We start from the raw sequence: 17521 nt of genomic DNA, 5'->3' as shown, positions 1-17521 counted from the left end.
AACCGGATGTTTGCCGGCTGTCACTGCGAGCCTTTGATTTGCATCAATGCTCCCCATCATTTGAATTGCCGACGGCGATGCCGACGCTTTGCAGCATCTCGCGCCACAGCTTGCGCACCTCGGTGTGACGCCGCTCAAGGGCGGAGTTGACGGCGTCGCGAAATGGAACGAGGTCGGGACCCTTCAGCGACAGGATTTGTGCCTGGAGCAGGCGGCCGCTTTCGAACTCGATGCGGCGCAGCGCCATTGCGAACGGATCCTCGGAATTTGCTTCGACCGGCAACAATGCTGCCGGCCGGATAGCCGCGTGAACGGCGTGGGCGAGCGTCGCAAGACCGGCTGCCACAGCCAGGGGCCAGTCTGAAATCTCGTAGACCGGCGCCGGAAACCAGGCGCTTTCCCATGCCACGGTCATATAGCCCAGGCCAGGGTCAGGTGCCCAACTCGTCGCGCGCATCAGAAGCGAGACGATCTCGGTCTCGCGGAAGAGCTGCGTGTTCAGCTCGGTCTGCCAAGCGGACTCGAGCTTTGTGGGCAAGGTGAATGCGGATTGTCGCGCCAGCGCGCCGTGGGCGGAGATGAGGAATGCGGCGACACGCGTCTGCTGGTGCGGCGGCACGCGGCCCTCGGTGTCGAGCGGTCCAAAAAATCCGCTCATGTGGACGCCCTCCGTACAGGGATCGCACGCAGATGATCGTAGCCCTCGGGGAACGGCATGAGCTCGTCGCCGGGCTCTTCCGGCGCGACCCAGACTGCCTTGTTGCCTTGCCAGCGTCCGGCGAGTACATCCTTGGCGAAGCGCGCGAGCAGGTCGGCCGTCAGCGCCCCCTTCTCGAGCGTGAAGGCGTGATAGGCCTTCGGGATGATCACCAGCGAGCTGTTGGGAATTTCGACCCGCAGGGTTTCGTGCAGCGCACGCGGCGTCAGGAAGTCGAACTCGCCGTTCAGGATCATGGTCGGGAGCGTGATCGACGAGAGCTTCGGCGTCAACGGCTGAAAGTCGAGAAAGGACTCCATCAGGTTCTGGAGCGCATAGACGTCGTTGACGAGCCAGCCCTGCCGCTTGACGCTGTCGAGCTTGTCGAGGAGCGGCTTCAACCATTGGTCGGACAGGTTCATCGGCAGCAGCAGGTCCTGGAGATAGCCGGTGCCGCCCAGGATCAGGCCGGTGCGCAAGGCGTTGCCGATCAGGAGCAGTTGCGGGGAGAGCTCCGCAAAGCAGCTCATCGGCACAAGGCCGGACAGCCGCTCGCCGTGCTCGATCGCGTAGCGGAGTGCAATGAGACCGCCGAAGCTGATGCCCGTGAGGAAGATCGGTCCATCGCCGAGCTCGCCGATCAGGCGATGAAGCGCGGTAACCTGGTCGTCCTGGTTAATGTACAGGGCTGGCTTGTCTGAGCCGCCCTGGCCAAGCAGATCGAAGGTCGCCACACGGAAGTGCTGGGCGACCAGGGCTTCGCGATAGGCGGCCCAGAGCTCGGCATATTGCGTGAGGCCGTTAACCAGAACATAGGCCGGGGCATCCGGCGGCCCCTCGAGCTCATAGCGTATCCGATATGAGCCGTGATTGAGGAAGGGCATTGCGACGACCGGCTGCCGTGTCTGATCGCAGCGATCTTCAATCTCTGGTCGGGAATTCCATTGAGCTAAATCAAACCTCTCCCGGGTGACGTCCCTAGCGTTTTCGCAAAACACCGCCAGGAGGAATCCGCCATGACCGGGAGAGACATGCTCAAACGTTGCTTGGTCAGCCTGATCGTGTTGCTGGTCGGCACGGCGCTCGCTGTCGCGCAACCCTTCACCCGCCGCTCATCGCAGATGCAGCATGATGGGCTGAAGAAGACCTACGAGATCGCCAACTTCCGCCTCGGCGGCAAGTACGATCTGTCCGATCCGTCGAAATGGGAGAATGGCGGCGAGGGCGGCGTGACGCTGGAATCGCTCGGCGCCGGCAAGCTGCGCGCCTCGTACATCGCTGTCGGCAAGGCGCGGCGCAATGCCAATGACGAGATCACAAACGCCGTGGTCATCAACTCCTACTACTCCGGCGACTCCACCGACATGTTCGAGCAGTGGGTCAAGGGCGCTGCCTTGTCAGGCGGCGTGCCCATCATCGGGCCGGGCCGGCCGATCGATACCGATCGCTACTTCGTCATCATGGTCGATCCGCTCGGCACCTGGGGCGACAGCAAGCCGTCCGACGGGTTGGGCGTGAAGTTTCCGCAATACAGCTACTTCGACATGGTGCAGGCGAACTACCGCCTGCTGCGCGATCATCTGAAGGTCGCGCGCGTGGCTCTGGTGACCGGCGTCTCCATGGGCGGCACGCAGACCTATGTCTGGGGCGTGATGCATCCGGAGTTCATAAACGCGCTGATGCCGATCGGCGGCACCACGCAGTCTGACGCGGGCGATCCCGTCGGCAACTGGACGTTCCAGATGATGACTGCCGCGATCGAGTCCGACCCCGTGTGGCAGGCCACGAACGGCGATTACTACAAGCTGCCCAAGGAAAAGCATCCCGTGCCGGGTGTTGCGTTCGGCTGGTCCATCCTTGGAATGACCGGCTACGACTTTGGTTATCGCACGACCCAGAATTTCACCGCTGTCCAGCCCGAGATCTTTTATTGGGATCCGCCAAATGAGAAGGCGGGGTTGAACGTCACCAACCGTGCCAAACTCTATGACGCCGTCGATCTGGTCTGGCGCAACCGGGTCGGGGAAACGCACAACATCAATGCCTATCTCGGTCGCATCCAGGCCCGCACGCTGGTGATGCACATCACCAATGACCTCTGGCTGAACTTCAAGCTCGCCCAGCAGGCCGTCGATCGTGTGCCAGGCGCAGACCTCATCGCCGAGGAAAGCCCGGTTGCCCACTATGGCGTCTTCCCGCTCATCAACAACCGCAAGAACGATCCGAAGTTCGTCGCCTTCATGGACGACGTCGCGAGCCTCGACCGCGCGCAACAGTTCGTCGACAAGAACTATAGCGTGCCGGGCGTCGCCGAGAACATCGATCCCAAAAAATCCTTCTGGAAGGATTTCGTGACCTATCCCTATCCGGTCAAATTCGCCAATGCCAAGGACAAGAGCGGCAACTCCTGGCAGATCGGTTACATGGATGAATATGCCGGCACCGCCAAGGATCCGAAGGTGCTCGTCATCATCCATGGCAAGGGCGCGTTCGGCGGGCACTACGGCAACGTCATGCAGTATGCCTTGCGCAGCGGCCTGCGCGTGATCGTGCCCGACCTGCCGCATTACGGCATGTCCGGGCCCGGCAATCTCGACAAGAGCCCGGCACGCACCATGCAGGACATGCGCGAGGTGATCTACGACCTCGTCGTCAACCAGCTCGGCGTCAAGAAGGCCTACTATCACGGCCATTCGCTCGGCGGGCAGTTCGTGATGGGCTATGCCCTGACCTGGCCGGATGCGGTGCAGGGCCTTGCGCTGGAGGCGCCATCGGGCCTCGAGGAGTATCCGCGCGACATCACCATCGCCAAGGACAAGAAGGCTCGCCTGTTCGACGAAGCCTTCGATCACGACTTCGACAAGTGGAAGGCGACCTGGGACCAGACCGGCATTCTGGCCGCGGAGAAGGCGCGCGATGAGCAGAGCATCCGCGACTTCTTCTACTTCAAGAAGCGTGATCCGAACACTGGCGCGGTGTCTGCGGCCAAGAGCGGCTATTTCTTCAGCGACAGCGAATATGCCCGCTTCCATACCGAGCAGCGCGTCGGGCTGACCAAGGGCAATCCGAAGGAGCTCGAGCAATGGTGCAACGTCTTCATCTATGACATCTACACGATCGGCTCCGAGCTCCAGCAGGATGACCCGAAGAACCTCTACGAGCGGCTCACCCAGATCAAGGCGCCGATTTTCCTCGCGTTCGGCGACAAGGAGCCCTTCATCCCGACGCCCGCGTTCAACGGGCTGACCGATCTTGGGCGCGACGTCATCTCGCCGTTCATGACGCGCATGACCAATGCCGGCAACCGGCCGATCCTGAAGATCTATCCGGAAACAGGGCATTTCATCCATACGGACAATCCGGTCGAGTTCTCGGTGGACGTCGTGGACTTCGTGACCAAGGGCAGCGTCGACACCTCGTCGCCGCAGGGCATCGACCGCATGATCAAGGGAGCCGTGGTATCGGCCTTGCCGGTGGCGCCGACGCCGGCAGGTGCTGCGCCCACGGCCGGCCTGAACAAATAGGCCCGCTCATGCCAAGGGTGCAGGCGGGCGAGGTTCAGTTGAGCTGGCGAGAATGGGGAGAGGGCGACGTCACCGTCGTCTTCATCCACGGCAATCTCGCCAGCAAGGACTGGATCGAGCTCGCCGCGCCGATGTTTCCCTCGGGCCTCCGCGTGATCGGCATCGACTGGCGTGGCTGTGGTGACAGCGACCGGCCGAAGCCCGCGGCCGATTATTCGAACTACTCGATGCAGCAGCACGCGCAGGACATGCTGGCGGCGCTCGATGCGCTGGGCGTGAGCTATTGCCATCTCGCCACGCATTCGACCGGCGGCATCATCGCCGCGCGGATGCTCCTGATGCAGCCGCAGCGATTCGGACGCGTGTTCGCGCTCGATCCGGTGACGCCGCTCGGCATGGCCTTCAATGCCGATCAGATCGGGCTTTTCCGTGCGATGATGGCGAGCAAGGAGCTGACACGGACGGTAATGGCGACCGCGGCCTCCTCGCTCTTCGTGCCGGAGAGCATGGCACCAGGCGAGGTTCCTCGATTCCGTGACGGGCTCGGAGATATCCCGGCGCTGTTCGACCGCATCATCGAGCAGACCTTTAGTGTCTCTGAAGGCATCTGGATCGGGACGCCCGTCAACCTCACCCGTGAAAAAGAGAGCCGGGAGCTGGAGCGTCGCATGGCGGAGATCCGGCATCCGCATCTGGTGCTGTGGGGCGAGTGGGACGGCTGGATCCCGCCTGCCGATCTTCGTGCGATGGCCGAGGCGATGCCGGACTGCCGGCTTGTCGTCGTGCCCCGCATCGGGCATTCAATGAATCTCGAACTGCCGGCCTTGTACGCCGGCTATTTTGGGGCGTGGTTCGGCGGGCTTGCAGCGTAACCCCTAAGGAGCAACATCATGGCGGACATCCCATCGACCGAGAACATGCGTGCGATGATGAGCGAAGCGCTTGGCCGTCTGCGCAAGGCCAATACGGAGTATTTTGACTTGCTGGAAAGAGGTCTGAGCTCCTCGCCGCTGCCGATCGCGAATCAAGCCAAGGAGTTCTGCAGCCATATGCAGCGCAACGTCTCCGCGACCTTCGATCTGGGTGACAAGCTCGTCCAGGCCAAAGACATGCAGGAAGCACTCAAGATCCAGTCCGAATTCTTCCAGGACCAGATGCGCTCGCTGACCGACCAGGCGCGCAACATGGGTGAATCCGCGATGAAGGCGGCGAGCGGCATGTTCACGCCGAAGAGCTAGGCAACCGATAGAGACGCAATCCCCGATTCGAGAGAGGACGATGGCGCTTCAATTCCTGGTCGGCACCATCGTCAGCCTCGCCAATATCATGATCCACGCATCGGTGACCGTCGGCGCGATCGGTATCGCGCGCTCGGCCGGCCTGCGCCGTACGATCTGGCCGCGAGCGCACCTGATGGCCGTGATGGTCGCGACCGCGGCTGCCCTGATGGTAGCCCACACGCTCGAAATTCTCGTCTCGGCGCTCGCATATCGGGTGGTCGGTGCAGCGCCGGTCGGAAGCGATCTGCTCTATTTCGCCTTCGTCAACTACACCACGCTCGGGTACGGCGATATCACGCCGGTCCCGGACTGGCGCCTGGTCGGCCCGACGACCGCGATGAACGGCATCCTGCTGTTCGGCTGGTCGACCGCCGTGCTGTTCGAGGTGCTGCGCAGGACGCTGGAGCACCTCGGGGCGATCATGCCAAAGATTTCAGTTCTGGAGATCGAGGTTAGCAAGCTGCCGGCGGTCCAGCAGCACGATCTGGCGCTGGGTGTTGCCGACGAAGCCGAGGATGCCGAGCCCGTGCAGGTGCGATATCGCCCGCGAGACCGTCTCAAGGGTGAGGCCGAGATAGTCGGCGATGTCGCGCCGCGACATCGGCAGCGCCAGGACCCCTGCGGCGGTTAGCCGCGTATCCATCTCGATCAGGAACGCGGCGACCCGCTCCAGCGACGTCTTGCGGCCGAGCAGCAGCATGTGATCTTCCGCGTGCTGTAAATTGGTCGTGGTCATGCGGAGCAGGTTCTTGGCCACCACGGCGTCAATCTCGGCCACGGTCTCCAGGCTCTGCCGTTTGATCAGGCGCACGGTGGTATCGACGACGGCTTCTGCGGTGAAGCGATGCGTGTGGCCGTTCTCGAGCCCGAAGATATCGCCGGCGAGGTGAAACGCGCCGATTTGGCGGCGCCCGTCAGACAGCAGCTTGTAGCTTCGTACCGCGCCTGTCTTGACCTGGTAGATGTACTCGGCGGGCTCCTTCTCGCCGTAGATCTCATTGCCCTTCTTGTAGGTAAACTCGCTTAGACTGACGATCGGATTCGAATCACTGCTCATTCCGAGATCGTGCAGCGAATTGGGGCGAGGCAGCGGATCGGTCGTGATGCGTACGAACATGGGCCAACTCCTCAATCCATTGCTGAATTGGTCTCGTGCGATTCATGGCGAGGAATGTGCCACGCTATCCCACTCCCGCTTGGGTTGACTTACGACGAAGGCGACATTTCCAGCCATTGTCTCAAGGGCCATTGTACCAAAGGACAGGCGCTGCAATATCTTGCACGGATTGAGAATATGCGCGATGCGGGAGTGCATTTTGATACTCTCGGTTCTATCGAGGGATTGTCCACTGTGCCCGGTATCATCCATATGGGTTACTTGATCGCCGACCGACTTTGAGTCTCAGTGCGGCGGAGAATGTCGCTCGCTGCGTCAAGAGGTTAACTTGCCAGGGCTGGTGCACGTGGTCGACGACGACGCTCCGTTTCGGACGGCGATCGAACGCCGGCTGAAGCTTGCCGGCTATGATGTCGCAACATACGCATCGGCGCAGGAGCTGCTCGATCGATTACCTGACCCTGACAGGCTGGGATGCGTCCTGCTCGACGTGCAGATACCAGGGCTGAGCGGTCCGGAGCTGCAACGCCGCCTGATCGAGCTTGGCTCGGTGCTGCCGATCGTCTTCCTCACCGGCCACGCCGACACGGCAACGACCGTGCGGGCCATCAAGGCTGGCGCCGAAGATTTTCTGACCAAGCCCGTCTCGTCCGAGCAGTTGATCGACGCCATCGAGCGCGCCATGGCCCGGCATGAAGCCGCACGTAACCAGCGTAGCAGGCTCGACTCGCTCAAGGCGCTGGTGGCCGCGCTGACCCCCCGCGAGCGGCAGGTGTTCGATCTGATCGTGCGCGGCAAGATCAACAAACAGGTTGCTCACGAGCTCGGAACCACCGAGCGCACCGTGAAGGCGCATCGGCATCAGGTGATGGAAAAGATGCAGGTCCATTCACTTGCGGAACTGGTGTCGATTGCGGAGCGCCTAGGGATGCTTGATCCCAAGGGCGATCGGAGCGACTAGTCGGGGTCCGTTCGTCGAGGCTGTGCCGGATACCCTATACCCAGGGACAATATGAAATGTGAACGACGACGTGCTCTATGGGAGCGTACAAGCTCTGCCTGGCTTGTTGGCTCCTCATTCACCAGAAGGCCCGACGCTCGTGCCGACCCGCAGATCCGTGTTCATTGTCGACGACGATGCGTCAGTGCGCATCAGCATCAAACGGCTTCTGCGCGAGCACGGGTTTACGACGCTGTTGTTCGACTCCGCGGCCGCGCTGCTCGATCATGCCGAGTTCGAGAGCGCCATGTGCATCATCATCGACATTGATCTGTCCGATCAATCCGGCATCGACCTGCGTCGGCGGATCGCAGACAAGGGCGTCTCGGCGCCCGTGATCTATATCACCGGAAACGACTGCGAGAGGAAGCGCTCGGCCGCGGTCGCATCGGGATGCGTGGCTTACCTGAGCAAGCCCTTTGCGGCGCAATCACTCGTCGATCTGATCGAACGCGCCGGCGAAAGCAGGATCTAAAGTCGCTTTCGCGCCTGTTCATTCCTCGATGTCTTGCTCCAGCGTCTTCGCCGGTGCGCCCTTGTGAACCGAAGCGAATTGGGCCAGCGGCATCGAGGTCGTGAGCGCCAGAAGATTGGAATCGACGATCTCGAGGACTAGCGTCTTTCCCCCTTCCATCTCCTTGATGATCTTGGGATCAGCGACATCCGCGGCGATGCAGGCATTGGTCAGGCACCAGCTATAGGGCACCTGATAAGGGCTGCCCTGGTCGACGGTCAGCTTGGCCGGATGTTGCAGGTACATGCCGACCGGCACGAACAATTGCAGCCGTGCCGTGCGGTCGCCGTCGCGCTCGATCAGGTCCACCCGCACCGCCATTTGCCCGGTCGGAAACTTTCCGGTGATCGATGTCCGGCACAGCGTCGGCGCGCCGCCTGCCTTGAAGCAGAGTTTTTGCCAATCGCCGTAGGTGATGTCCTTGGCCTCGCGCTGGCCGCGCGCTGCCGCTTCGGGTGTTTTTTTGGCTGGTGCGCTCTTTGGTGCCGCGGTGTCGAGTGTCGTGGTGGCGACAGCCATGGTGACGAGCAAAAGCCCCGCGACACGATAACGAGCGTTGAACATGGTTCGCCTCCAAGCCTCGGGCGTCCGGTTTATTTCTGCGCGTCGAGAAACTTCGTCACCAGCGGAGACCAGATCGGCACCGCATCGGGCGAGCCGATGAAGAAGTGTCCTTCGTTTCCGAACAGCGGCATCAAGTGGTATTCGGCGTTGCCTCCGGCAGCGACGAAGGCTTCGTGCATGCGTTTCGTCAGAACCGGCCCGAAATAAGTGTCGTTCTGGATATAGATCCACAGCATCGGCACGCGCGAGGTGCGGCCGAACTCGCCGGTCTGTGCGACGAGCTTGTCCGGCGCACAATTGTGATTCGGCAAGCCGCCAACACGGCCGCCGCGGCCACCCGCAAAGACGATACTGGCTTTCACCTGCGGGGGATTGAAGCTTGAGAGCGCGATCGATGCCCAACCGCCGGCCGATTGCCCAACGACGACGACGTCCTTCGGCACGATGCGCTTTTCGGCGGCCAGATAGTCGATGATCCAGAGGTCGACTTGCGCCACCGCGAGCCCGGGATCACGGAAGTTCGGGTGGGTGCATTTGCCGACCTTGGAGAAGAACGGACCGTAGATCCCGCGTTCAGGGATATCGATGGCGGAGGCGCCATATCCCGTGCCGACAGGGGCCACCACGAAGTTGCCGCGCCTGGCAAACCATTTGGCGGCATCGCGGAATTCCACCAGCGGGAAGAAGCTGCGGTCGGTCGGGTTGAGTGAGACGCCGTGGTTCATGATCACGAGCGGGAAGGGGCCGTCTCCTACCGGACGCACGACATAGGCGAACATCGGAAGCTGCAGAGGTAGTGCCCAGACCTCCTCCTGAATGGGACGATCGTCGGCCGCAACGACGTGCGACGGCGCAATCAGGCCGACACACACAAACAGCAGCAGGGCTGTCAGGCTTCGTAGGGTTTGCTGACGCATGGCTCAGCTCTCCATTCCTTCAGCCCGCGAAAGTGGAGGCGACGATGATCGGATCCGCGGCGAGTATGGTGGCGGACCGGCCTGCGAGGACGATATCGTCGCCGGCCTCAAGCACGGTCTGGAGCTGCGGTTTGACGTCGCTTCCCTTGCGGACGATCCGTTCGAGGACGGTTCGGCTTCCGATCTTCTCTTCGATCGACCCGACGGTCAGACCTGCGGCGATCGTGACGCGGTAGGCCGTGGTGCCGATCGCAAATTCGCGGATCTTGATGCGGCCGAGAATCGTCCCGAGCGCGACCGCCAACAGCAGAAAGATTTCCGGAGCGGTGGAGATGATCCAGCTGATGGTCTCCATGATCGCATTTCCCCCGGGTGCGTTTGCGGAAAGTCAGTCCCGAAAAGCGGCTGAATGCTTGATCCAGATCAAGCCTCGCTGAGGGTAAGGCGTTGCCTATGACATCATGTGCGACTTGCGACAGCCGATATCCCGGACATGGGCGCTCTGAATATCGCCGCCGGTTCGTCGATACGCCGCGATGAAACCGTCGAGATCGTGCTGCTGCTCGCGTTCGCGGGCGGCTACATTGATGCCTATACCTGGATCAAGACAATTCCCAATCTCGCGCTCGGCGTTCCCGTGATCGCGCCTTTGGTCGTAGCGCTGTGCTGCGAAGCCAGGCAATCGGAGGTGCGCGTATGAATGGACCATCCGAGCCGCGCGCGGGCTGGATACGGCTCTTTCCGCCGTCCGGCTGGCTCGCCGCCTATCGCGGCGAGTGGCTGGCCTCGGACGCGATCGCCGGCGTCACGCTCGCCGCTTACGCCATTCCGGTCTCGCTAGCCTATGCCGCGTTGGCCGGCCTGCCGCCGCAGGTCGGTGTCTACGGCTATCTGCTCGGCGGCATTGGCTATGCGCTGCTCGGCTCGTCGCGGCAGCTCGCGGTCGGCCCGACCTCGGCGATCTCGCTGATGATTGCCGGCACCGTCGGTGTGCTCGCGGGTGGGGACGCGGTGCGATATGCGCAGATCGCGAGTTTGTCGGCGTTCGCGGTGGCGGTCTTGTGCTTCATTGCGTGGCTGTTCAAGCTCAGCGTTCTCGTCCGCCTGGTCAGCGACAGCATCCTCGTCGGCTTCAAGGCCGGAGCCGGGCTCACCATCATCATGAGCCAGTTGCCGAGCCTGCTCGGCGTTGCCGGCGGCGGCCACAACTTTTTCGACCGCGTCATCAAGCTTGCCGGCCAGCTTGGCGCGGTCAATCCTCTCATTCTGGCGATCGGCGCGGTTGCGCTTTTGCTCCTCCTGCTTGGCGAGCGCTTTCTGCCGGGACGGCCGGTCGGTATCACCATCGTGGCGCTGTCGATCGCGGTTGCGACACTCCTCGGCTTTGCGTCCCATGGCGTCCCCGTGACCGGCAAGATTCCCGAGGGGCTACCTGCAATTGGGGTGCCGACATTTGGTCTTCTGGAATTCGACGACCTCTTTCCGCTCGCGGCAGGATGCGTGTTGCTGGCCTACATCGAAGGCGTTTCAGCGGCGCGCAGCTTTGCTGCCAAGCACGGTTATCCCCTCGACGTGCGGCAGGAATTCTTGGGGCTGGGTGCTGCAAACCTCGCCGCAGCCTTCGGTCACGGCTATCCCGTCGCCGGCGGCCTGTCGCAATCCGCCGTCAATAACAACGCGGGCGCGCGGACGCCGCTGGCGTTGATCATCTGCTCGGTGACGCTTGGCCTGTGTCTGCTGTTCTTCACGGGGCTGTTGACCAACCTACCTAAGGCCGTGCTCGCGGCCATCGTCTTTGCCGCCGTCTACAAGCTGGTGGACGTCCGCGCGCTGCTGCGGATGTGGCAGGTCAGCCGGATCGACTTCTACGCTGCGGCGATTGCCCTTGTATCAGTGCTGCTGCTCGGCATCCTGCAAGGCGTCCTGCTGGCATCGATTGCCTCGATCTTCCTGCTGCTGGCGCGTGCCTCGCAGCCGAACGTGGCGTTCCTCGGCCGGCTGCCCGGCAGCGGCCGTTACTCCGACAGTGCGAGGCATCAAGGTGTCGAGCCCCTCGTCGGTGTCATCGCGTTCCGGCCCGAAGCTTCGCTGCTCTACATCAATGCCGAGACGATCCTCGATACGGTCCTGATCGCGCTCAAGAGGTCGCCTGACATCCGGCTGGTCGCATGCGATCTCTCGGCATCCCCCTATATTGACCTCGCCGGCGCGCGCATGTTGCGCGATCTCTATGACGAGCTCGCGTCGCGGCGGGTCGCTTTCTGCATCGTCGGGGCACATGCGCAGTTGCGCGACCTGTTGCGGGCCGAAGGACTGGCGGAGAAGACCGACAGCGGCCAGTGGCTGCGCTCGCTCGACAGCGTTCTCGGCATGGGGCAGCCCGATGTTGCCCAAAGAGCGCTCTGATCTCCCGACTGCTTCCTTATCGTTCGCCGAAACTGTGTTGCATTGCGAAGGGACGACGCCTGCGCAGTCAAAGGCTTCATTACATCGCAGATGACCGTTGACTTGGATCAATGGAGCACTCCGCGCGGTACCCACGATCCCGCGTCACCTTTGCCGCTGGGATCGGGAGAGACACATGTCCAAGGACACGAAGCTTGCGCAAAAGCGCATTGATCAGTTCTTTTCCGGACCCGGAGCGCGGGCGGACGGCTGGCGCGATCTGGTGGAGGCTGCGAAGGCGTGGGCCCGTGGCGGCGATCGCGCGAAATATGATGCAGCGCTCGCCGATCTGTCGGTGACTGAGGAGTTTCACGGCTACCCCGGCCTTCAGCTGATGGCAGCATTGCGGGAGGCCGCTTCAGCGGGCGATGCGGCAACGTCACTGGCCCATGCAACACGGATCACACAGGCGCTGACGACAAGGTCGTTCCGTCAGCACGCCGGCGACTGGAATCTCAAGGACGAGGGCAACGGGGATGCGCCGGATCTGGTGCCGCCCACCTTCGGATCGCACGCGGCGCGGCGGCCGTATTTCGAGACTTTGATCGTCACGGGCCTCTCGTCCAGCCAATGGCCGGCGCTCGCCGCCGAATGGCGCAAGCTGCGTCGCCCGGTCGATTCGTTCGTCTATGAGCCGGTCATCGTCGGCAGTCTCGAAGACGCGTTCTGCGCTAGCATGCTCAATCCCAACATCGCGGCCGTCGTCATCAACGAGGGCTTCGGCCTGCGCTCGCGCCACAATGCGCCGATCCTCCGCTCCATCACGGCCGCGGCCGGTCTCAACGATGAATCCGACGCGGATGCACTCCGGCTCGCCCATATCATCAAGCGGGTGCGGCCCGAGCTCGACATCTATCTGATGTCCAACCGCGATGTTGAGGAAATGGCCGGCAACCCCGAAGCCAACGTGGTCCGCCGGATCTTCTACTCCATCGAGGAGCTCCTCGAGCTGCATCTGTCGATTCTCGAAGGCATCCAGGATCGCTACGACACACCGTTCTTCGACAATCTCAAGAAATACGCACAGCGCCCGATCGGCACGTTCCACGCGCTGCCGATCGCCCGCGGCAAGTCCATCTTCAAGTCCGACTGGATCCGCGACATGGGCGAGTTCTACGGCCCGAACCTGTTCCTGGCGGAGAGCAGCGCGACCACCGGCGGCCTGGACAGCATGCTGGAGCCGACGGGCAACATCAAGAAGGCGCAGGAGAAGGCGGCGAGGGCGCTCGGAGCTGACCGCGTCTTCTTCGTCACCAACGGCACCTCGACCTCCAACAAGATGGCGGTGCAGGCGCTGCTCGCGCCCGGCGATATCGCCATCGTCGACCGCAACTGCCACAAGTCGCACCACTATGGAATGGTGCTTGCCGGCGCCCAGCCGCTCTATGTCGAAGCCTTCCCGATGACGGAATATTCGATGTATGGCGCGGTGCCGCTGAAGACGATCAAGCAAGCGCTGTTGGGCGCCAAGCCCGACGGGCGGCTTGATCGCGTCAAGATGCTTGATCTGACCAACTGCACCTTCGACGGCCACATCTACAACACCCGCCGCGTGATGGAGGAATGCCTCGCCATCAAGCCGGACCTGATCTTCCTGTGGGACGAAGCCTGGTTCGGTTTTGCGCGGTTCTCGCCGTTCCTGCGGCGGCGCACCGCGATGGGCGCCGCCAACGAGATCGAGGCGTGGATGCACGACCCGAAGTCGGTCGCGGCCTATGAGAAGCAGCAGGCGGAGCTCGGCAAGAACCCGTCGGACGAGGTTCTGCTCAAGACCCGGCTCATCCCCGATCCGCGCCAGATCCGACTGCGCGTCTACCAGACGAATTCGACCCACAAGTCGATGTCCGCGATCCGTCAAGGCTCCATGCTCTCGGTCAAGGACGTCGAATTCCACACGGTCGAGCAGCAATTCAAGGAGGCCGTGTTCACGCATGCGTCGACCAGCCCCAACCAGCAGCTCATTGCCAGCCTCGACATATCGCGGCGCCAGATGGAGCTGGAGGGCTATGGTCTCGTCGCCAACGCGATGGAGATCGCATTCGCGATCCGCCAGGCCGTCAACAACAATCCGTTGATCTCAAAATACTTCCGGATCCTCGGCGCTGACGTCATGGTGCCGGCGCAATACCGCCAGAGCGGCTTCACCGACTATCTTTCAGCCGGCGTGAACTGGGTGAATACGCTCAAGAGCCTCGACGAGGACGAGTTCTGCCTCGATCCAACCCGCATGACGCTGGTGTGCGGCATGGCGGGTTACGACGGCACCCAGTTCAAGGGCATCCTCGCCAACGAGTACAACATCCAGGTCAACAAGACTTCGCGCAACTCGGTCCTTGTCCAGTCCAACATCAACAACACCCGCAGCGACGTCGCGCATCTCATCCGCGTCCTCGCCGAGATCGCTGGCGAGGTCGATCGCGGCCTGGCGCAGGGCGGTGCTAACGCGAGGAAGACGTTCGAGGCCCGGGTCAACAGCCTGATGAAGGATGTGCCCGACCTGCCGAACTTCTCGCATTTCCATCCCGCGTTCCGCGGTGATGCCGGTAGCAAGACCAACGAAGGCGACATCCGCAGTGGATTCTATTCGGCCTATGACGCGGCGGGTTGTGAACACATTCGCCTCAACGATCCAGAGATCGACCGGCGATTGAAGGCGGGGCCCGAGCTCGTCTCCGCCAATTTCGTGATCCCGTATCCGCCGGGCTTCCCGATCATGGTGCCGGGGCAGGTCATCACACAGGAGACCATCGACTTCATGCGCAAGCTCGATGTGAAGGAGATCCACGGCTACGACGCGAAGGAAGGGCTGAAGCTCGTGCGCACCGAGGCCTTGGCGAAGATCGGTCGGCCCAAGCCCGGCGCTCAGCCGAAGCTGAAGGCCGCCTCTTGAGATGAACAGGGGACGTGCCGTCTCGGGCATTTTGCTCACCGTGTTCGGCTATTTCGCGATGATCCTGGCTTAACAGTCCGACGTCAAAACCAAAGGGAAAACCAAAGTCATGAAAAAACTTGCCATCCGCGCCGCTCTGGTCGCCTTGCTCGCAGGCGTTGCCGGTTTCAGCACGCCATCACGGGCCGAGACCGGCCAGGTCGCAGTCGTCTTCACCAAAGGCGGGCTGATCGTCGGGGTCGGCGGCGGCGAGGGTGTGCTCCGCTTCCGCGGCAAGGATTATCCGTTCACGGTCTCCGGCATGAGCGTCGGCTTCACGATTGGTGCCTCGACGACAAAATTGGTCGGACGAGCTCTCAATCTCAAGGGGCCAGCCTCCATCGAGGGATCATATGCGGCAGGTGGAGCGGGAGGCGCGGTTGCCGCGGGCGCCGGTGCCGTTCAGCTGCAAAACGCCAACGGTGTCATCCTGCAGCTCACCGGGCCGAAGGTCGGTGCCGAAGTGTCGGCTGCGGTCGGTGGGGTTACCATCCGGCTGAAGTAGTTCGGTGATCGCAGCCTGACGGAACACTGCGTTTTGTCCAAATGCTTCGGTTCCGTTGATCTAGGTCAAGTTCTAGCACGACCAGCACTCGACGGTAGCGTCGGGTGCTGGTCGCTCGTCGCGCGGCATCATCGAAGAGCGAACGACGGCACCCCAATCAATGGAGGAGACGCCATGCTTCGTTATCTTCTCGCTGCTATTGCGGCGCTCGTTCTTCTCACGACCTGCCTCGTTCCAGACGATGCCTTCGCGCGCCGGGGCGGCGGTGGTGGCGGCTTCCGCGGCGGCGGTGGCGGTTTCCACGGCGGTGGTATGCGCGCAGGCGGTTTCGCAGCTGGTGGGTACCGGGGCGGCGCCGTTCATGCCGGACGTATTGGCGGTGGCGGCTATCGCGTCGCCGGAGGCGTGCGTCCGAGCCATCCGATAGCCGGTCGTCCGATCGCAGGCCGGCCGGGTTATCCGGGGCGTCCGATCGCCGGCTATCCCGGTCGTCCGGGCTATGGCTATGGCTGGCGCGGACCCGCTTATGGCGCCGCTGCTGTCGGAGCCGCAGCGGCCGGTGCGTATGGTGCCTACGGCTATTACAACAACTACAACAACAACGGCTGCTATCAAGACTCCTACGGCAGTTGGGTCTGCCCGCAGCAATATCCGTATAACTATTGAGACAAAGGACTGATCAGGCCGCCACCCGCGCGGCCTGGTCCGCTCAATAGCGCTCCTGGACGAATTTCAGCCCGCGCAGGCTGGCCTGATCGTTGTAACGGCCCTTGTCCGAGCGCGGTGGCAGCCTGATCTTGTCTTTCTTGACGCGCTTGTAGGGGATCGCCTTGAGCAGGTGCGCGATGCAGTTCAGCCGCGCCCGACGCTTGTCGTCGGAGCGGATGATGTGCCAGGGCGCGTGCTTCGTGCTGGTCTTCCTGAGCATCAGGTCGCGAGCCCGCGAGTAGTCGTACCAGCGCCGGTAGGATTCCAGATCCATCGGGCTCAGTTTCCACTGCCGCACCGGATCCTCGATGCGGGCCCTGAATCGGCGCTCCTGCTCGTCCATCCCGACCTCGAGCCAGATCTTGACGAGGATGATGCCGCCTTCGATGACGTATTTTTCCATTTGGGGGCAGAGGGCGAGAAAGCGATCGTGCTCGGCGGGCGAACAGAAGCCCATCACATATTCGACGCCGGCGCGGTTGTACCAGCTGCGGTCGAAGATCACGATCTCGCCGCCGGCGGGAAACTGCTCCATGTAGCGCTGGAAGAACATCTGGGTCTTTTCGCGATCCGACGGCGCCGGAAGGGCAACGACGCGAAACACGCGCGGACTGACCTTCTCGGTGATCGCCTTGATGGTGCCGCCTTTCCCGGCGGCATCCCGGCCCTCGAACAGGACGATCACCCGGAGCTTCTTCTCCCTCACATAGTCCTGGAGATGGCAAAGATCGACCTGGAGCTTTTCGAGCTCCTTCTCGTATTCCTTGCGCTTCATTCGTTTGTCGGACTCATCATCCTTGGCCATGCCTGTCCTTTCGCTGCTTCAGCTGGAATGCGGCTGGGGCCGTCAATCGTCTCCCCAGGAGATGGTGACACCGATATCGCCGGGGACGCCGCCGGGAAAATCGATGATCTGGTAGGCGATGCGATAGCCGCGCGGCTTCAGGTGGTCGGTCCAGAGCTGGAAGATTTCCTTGGGGATGCCGGTCAGCGTGTTCTCCCAACCCTTTTCCCGTTGGTTGATGGCGCGGCCCTTGTCGGTGCACAGCGTGTTGGGGAAGCGATAGACCTGGACCTCGGTCAGGCCGTTTCGCACTGCACGCTGGATGATGGTCGAGGCGAGCTTGACCTTCTCCTCCTCGGTCTTGCCGGACGGCTTGGTCAGCCGCTCGATCAGGGCGTGCTTTTCGGCCTCGGCGGCCGCGGCGAGGCGGGCATATTCCTCGGCCTTCTGGGCCTCCTTGAGGGCTGCTTCTTTGCGGATCTGCGTGGCACTGGGAATGAGATCATCGAGGCCGGGCATGGCTGACGGCTCCTGATT

At 62.4% G+C, this 17521-nt stretch carries 17 protein-coding genes and 2 pseudogenes; 11 read left to right on the top strand and 8 right to left on the bottom strand.

Annotation, left to right across the window (positions count from 1 at the left end; genetic code table 11):
• Positions 1–43 precede the first annotated feature (43 nt).
• Together YUU_RS0103025 and YUU_RS0103020 are read right to left on the bottom strand one after the other, a co-directional pair.
• On the bottom strand, positions 44–658 hold the full coding sequence (locus YUU_RS0103025; protein ID WP_027521024.1) for a hypothetical protein: 615 nt from the start codon (positions 656–658) through the stop codon (positions 44–46).
• Positions 655–1581 carry an alpha/beta fold hydrolase gene (locus YUU_RS0103020; RefSeq protein ID WP_027521023.1) on the bottom strand — a complete coding sequence of 309 codons (927 nt, stop codon included), beginning with the start codon at positions 1579–1581 and terminating at the stop codon, positions 655–657. The genes YUU_RS0103025 and YUU_RS0103020 overlap by 4 nt, the downstream gene beginning before the upstream one ends.
• A 132-nt stretch (positions 1582–1713) precedes the next feature.
• Between YUU_RS0103020 and YUU_RS0103015 the strand changes: the two genes are divergently transcribed.
• The 4 genes and pseudogenes from YUU_RS0103015 to YUU_RS62630 all read left to right on the top strand — a co-directional run.
• Positions 1714–4221 (top strand): alpha/beta hydrolase, encoded by a 2508-nt coding sequence (locus YUU_RS0103015; RefSeq protein WP_027521022.1) that lies wholly within the window; start codon positions 1714–1716, stop codon positions 4219–4221.
• 8 nt (positions 4222–4229) lie between these two features.
• Entirely contained in the window at positions 4230–5093 is an 864-nt protein-coding gene (locus YUU_RS0103010) for an alpha/beta fold hydrolase (RefSeq protein WP_027521021.1), read from the top strand.
• Positions 5094–5111: 18 nt separating this feature from the next.
• The gene (locus YUU_RS0103005) at positions 5112–5459 is read left to right on the top strand and encodes a phasin (RefSeq protein ID WP_027521020.1); all 348 of its coding nucleotides are present in this window, start codon (positions 5112–5114) and stop codon (positions 5457–5459) included.
• 40 nt (positions 5460–5499) lie between these two features.
• Positions 5500–5835 (top strand): annotated as a pseudogene (locus YUU_RS62630) (ion channel); the annotation flags it as partial.
• A gap of 99 nt (positions 5836–5934) precedes the next feature.
• On the opposite strand, the gene YUU_RS0102990 reads toward YUU_RS62630, so the two are convergent.
• On the bottom strand, positions 5935–6618 hold the full coding sequence (locus YUU_RS0102990; RefSeq protein ID WP_027521019.1) for a helix-turn-helix domain-containing protein: 684 nt from the start codon (positions 6616–6618) through the stop codon (positions 5935–5937).
• Between the two features lie 328 nt (positions 6619–6946).
• Between YUU_RS0102990 and YUU_RS0102980 the strand changes: the two genes are divergently transcribed.
• Together YUU_RS0102980 and YUU_RS0102975 are read left to right on the top strand one after the other, a co-directional pair.
• Positions 6947–7579: a response regulator transcription factor gene (locus YUU_RS0102980; RefSeq protein ID WP_035661060.1), complete on the top strand. Its 633-nt coding sequence runs from the start codon at positions 6947–6949 to the stop codon at positions 7577–7579.
• 58 nt (positions 7580–7637) lie between these two features.
• Entirely contained in the window at positions 7638–8093 is a 456-nt protein-coding gene (locus tag YUU_RS0102975) for a response regulator transcription factor (protein WP_371260470.1), read from the top strand.
• An 18-nt stretch (positions 8094–8111) separates the two neighbouring features.
• Here the strand turns inward: YUU_RS0102975 and YUU_RS58320 are convergent, their stop codons facing one another.
• Genes YUU_RS58320 through YUU_RS61000 form a run of 3 tightly spaced genes read right to left on the bottom strand, consistent with a single transcriptional unit; the run spans position 8112 to position 9968 of the window.
• A complete protein-coding gene (locus YUU_RS58320) occupies positions 8112–8696 on the bottom strand; it encodes an invasion associated locus B family protein (RefSeq protein ID WP_027521015.1) in 585 nt (194 codons plus the stop codon).
• Between the two features lie 29 nt (positions 8697–8725).
• Positions 8726–9613, bottom strand: coding sequence for a S9 family peptidase (locus tag YUU_RS58315; protein ID WP_027521014.1), 888 nt, complete (start codon positions 9611–9613; stop codon positions 8726–8728).
• 19 nt (positions 9614–9632) lie between these two features.
• Positions 9633–9968 carry a hypothetical protein gene (locus YUU_RS61000; RefSeq protein WP_027521013.1) on the bottom strand — a complete coding sequence of 112 codons (336 nt, stop codon included), beginning with the start codon at positions 9966–9968 and terminating at the stop codon, positions 9633–9635.
• A 138-nt stretch (positions 9969–10106) separates the two neighbouring features.
• On the opposite strand from YUU_RS61000, the pseudogene YUU_RS58310 reads away from it, so the two are divergent.
• The 5 genes and pseudogenes from YUU_RS58310 to YUU_RS0102935 form a co-directional block, all read left to right on the top strand.
• Positions 10107–10217 (top strand): annotated as a pseudogene (locus YUU_RS58310) (DUF1275 domain-containing protein); the annotation flags it as partial.
• Positions 10218–10309: 92 nt separating this feature from the next.
• A complete protein-coding gene (locus YUU_RS0102950; RefSeq protein WP_027521011.1) occupies positions 10310–12019 on the top strand; it encodes a SulP family inorganic anion transporter in 1710 nt (569 codons plus the stop codon).
• A 175-nt stretch (positions 12020–12194) separates the two neighbouring features.
• Positions 12195–14948 carry a decarboxylase gene (locus YUU_RS0102945; RefSeq protein ID WP_027521010.1) on the top strand — a complete coding sequence of 918 codons (2754 nt, stop codon included), beginning with the start codon at positions 12195–12197 and terminating at the stop codon, positions 14946–14948.
• 109 nt (positions 14949–15057) lie between these two features.
• The gene (locus tag YUU_RS0102940; RefSeq protein ID WP_027521009.1) at positions 15058–15492 is read left to right on the top strand and encodes a hypothetical protein; all 435 of its coding nucleotides are present in this window, start codon (positions 15058–15060) and stop codon (positions 15490–15492) included.
• Positions 15493–15666: 174 nt separating this feature from the next.
• Entirely contained in the window at positions 15667–16158 is a 492-nt protein-coding gene (locus YUU_RS0102935; RefSeq protein ID WP_027521008.1) for a hypothetical protein, read from the top strand.
• A 43-nt stretch (positions 16159–16201) separates the two neighbouring features.
• On the opposite strand, the gene ppk2 is transcribed toward YUU_RS0102935, so the two are convergent.
• Both ppk2 and YUU_RS0102925 read right to left on the bottom strand, forming a co-directional pair.
• Complete coding sequence (gene ppk2, locus YUU_RS0102930; RefSeq protein ID WP_027521007.1) at positions 16202–17005, bottom strand: polyphosphate kinase 2; 804 nt, start codon at positions 17003–17005, stop codon at positions 16202–16204.
• Positions 17006–17047: 42 nt separating this feature from the next.
• Positions 17048–17503 carry a hypothetical protein gene (locus YUU_RS0102925; RefSeq protein ID WP_027521006.1) on the bottom strand — a complete coding sequence of 152 codons (456 nt, stop codon included), beginning with the start codon at positions 17501–17503 and terminating at the stop codon, positions 17048–17050.
• Between the last annotated feature and the right edge of the window lie 18 nt (positions 17504–17521).

It is taken from the genome of Bradyrhizobium sp. Ec3.3, assembly GCF_000472925.1.
GTDB lineage: Bacteria > Pseudomonadota > Alphaproteobacteria > Rhizobiales > Xanthobacteraceae > Bradyrhizobium.
This window is presented reverse-complemented; position numbering and strand designations above follow the sequence as displayed.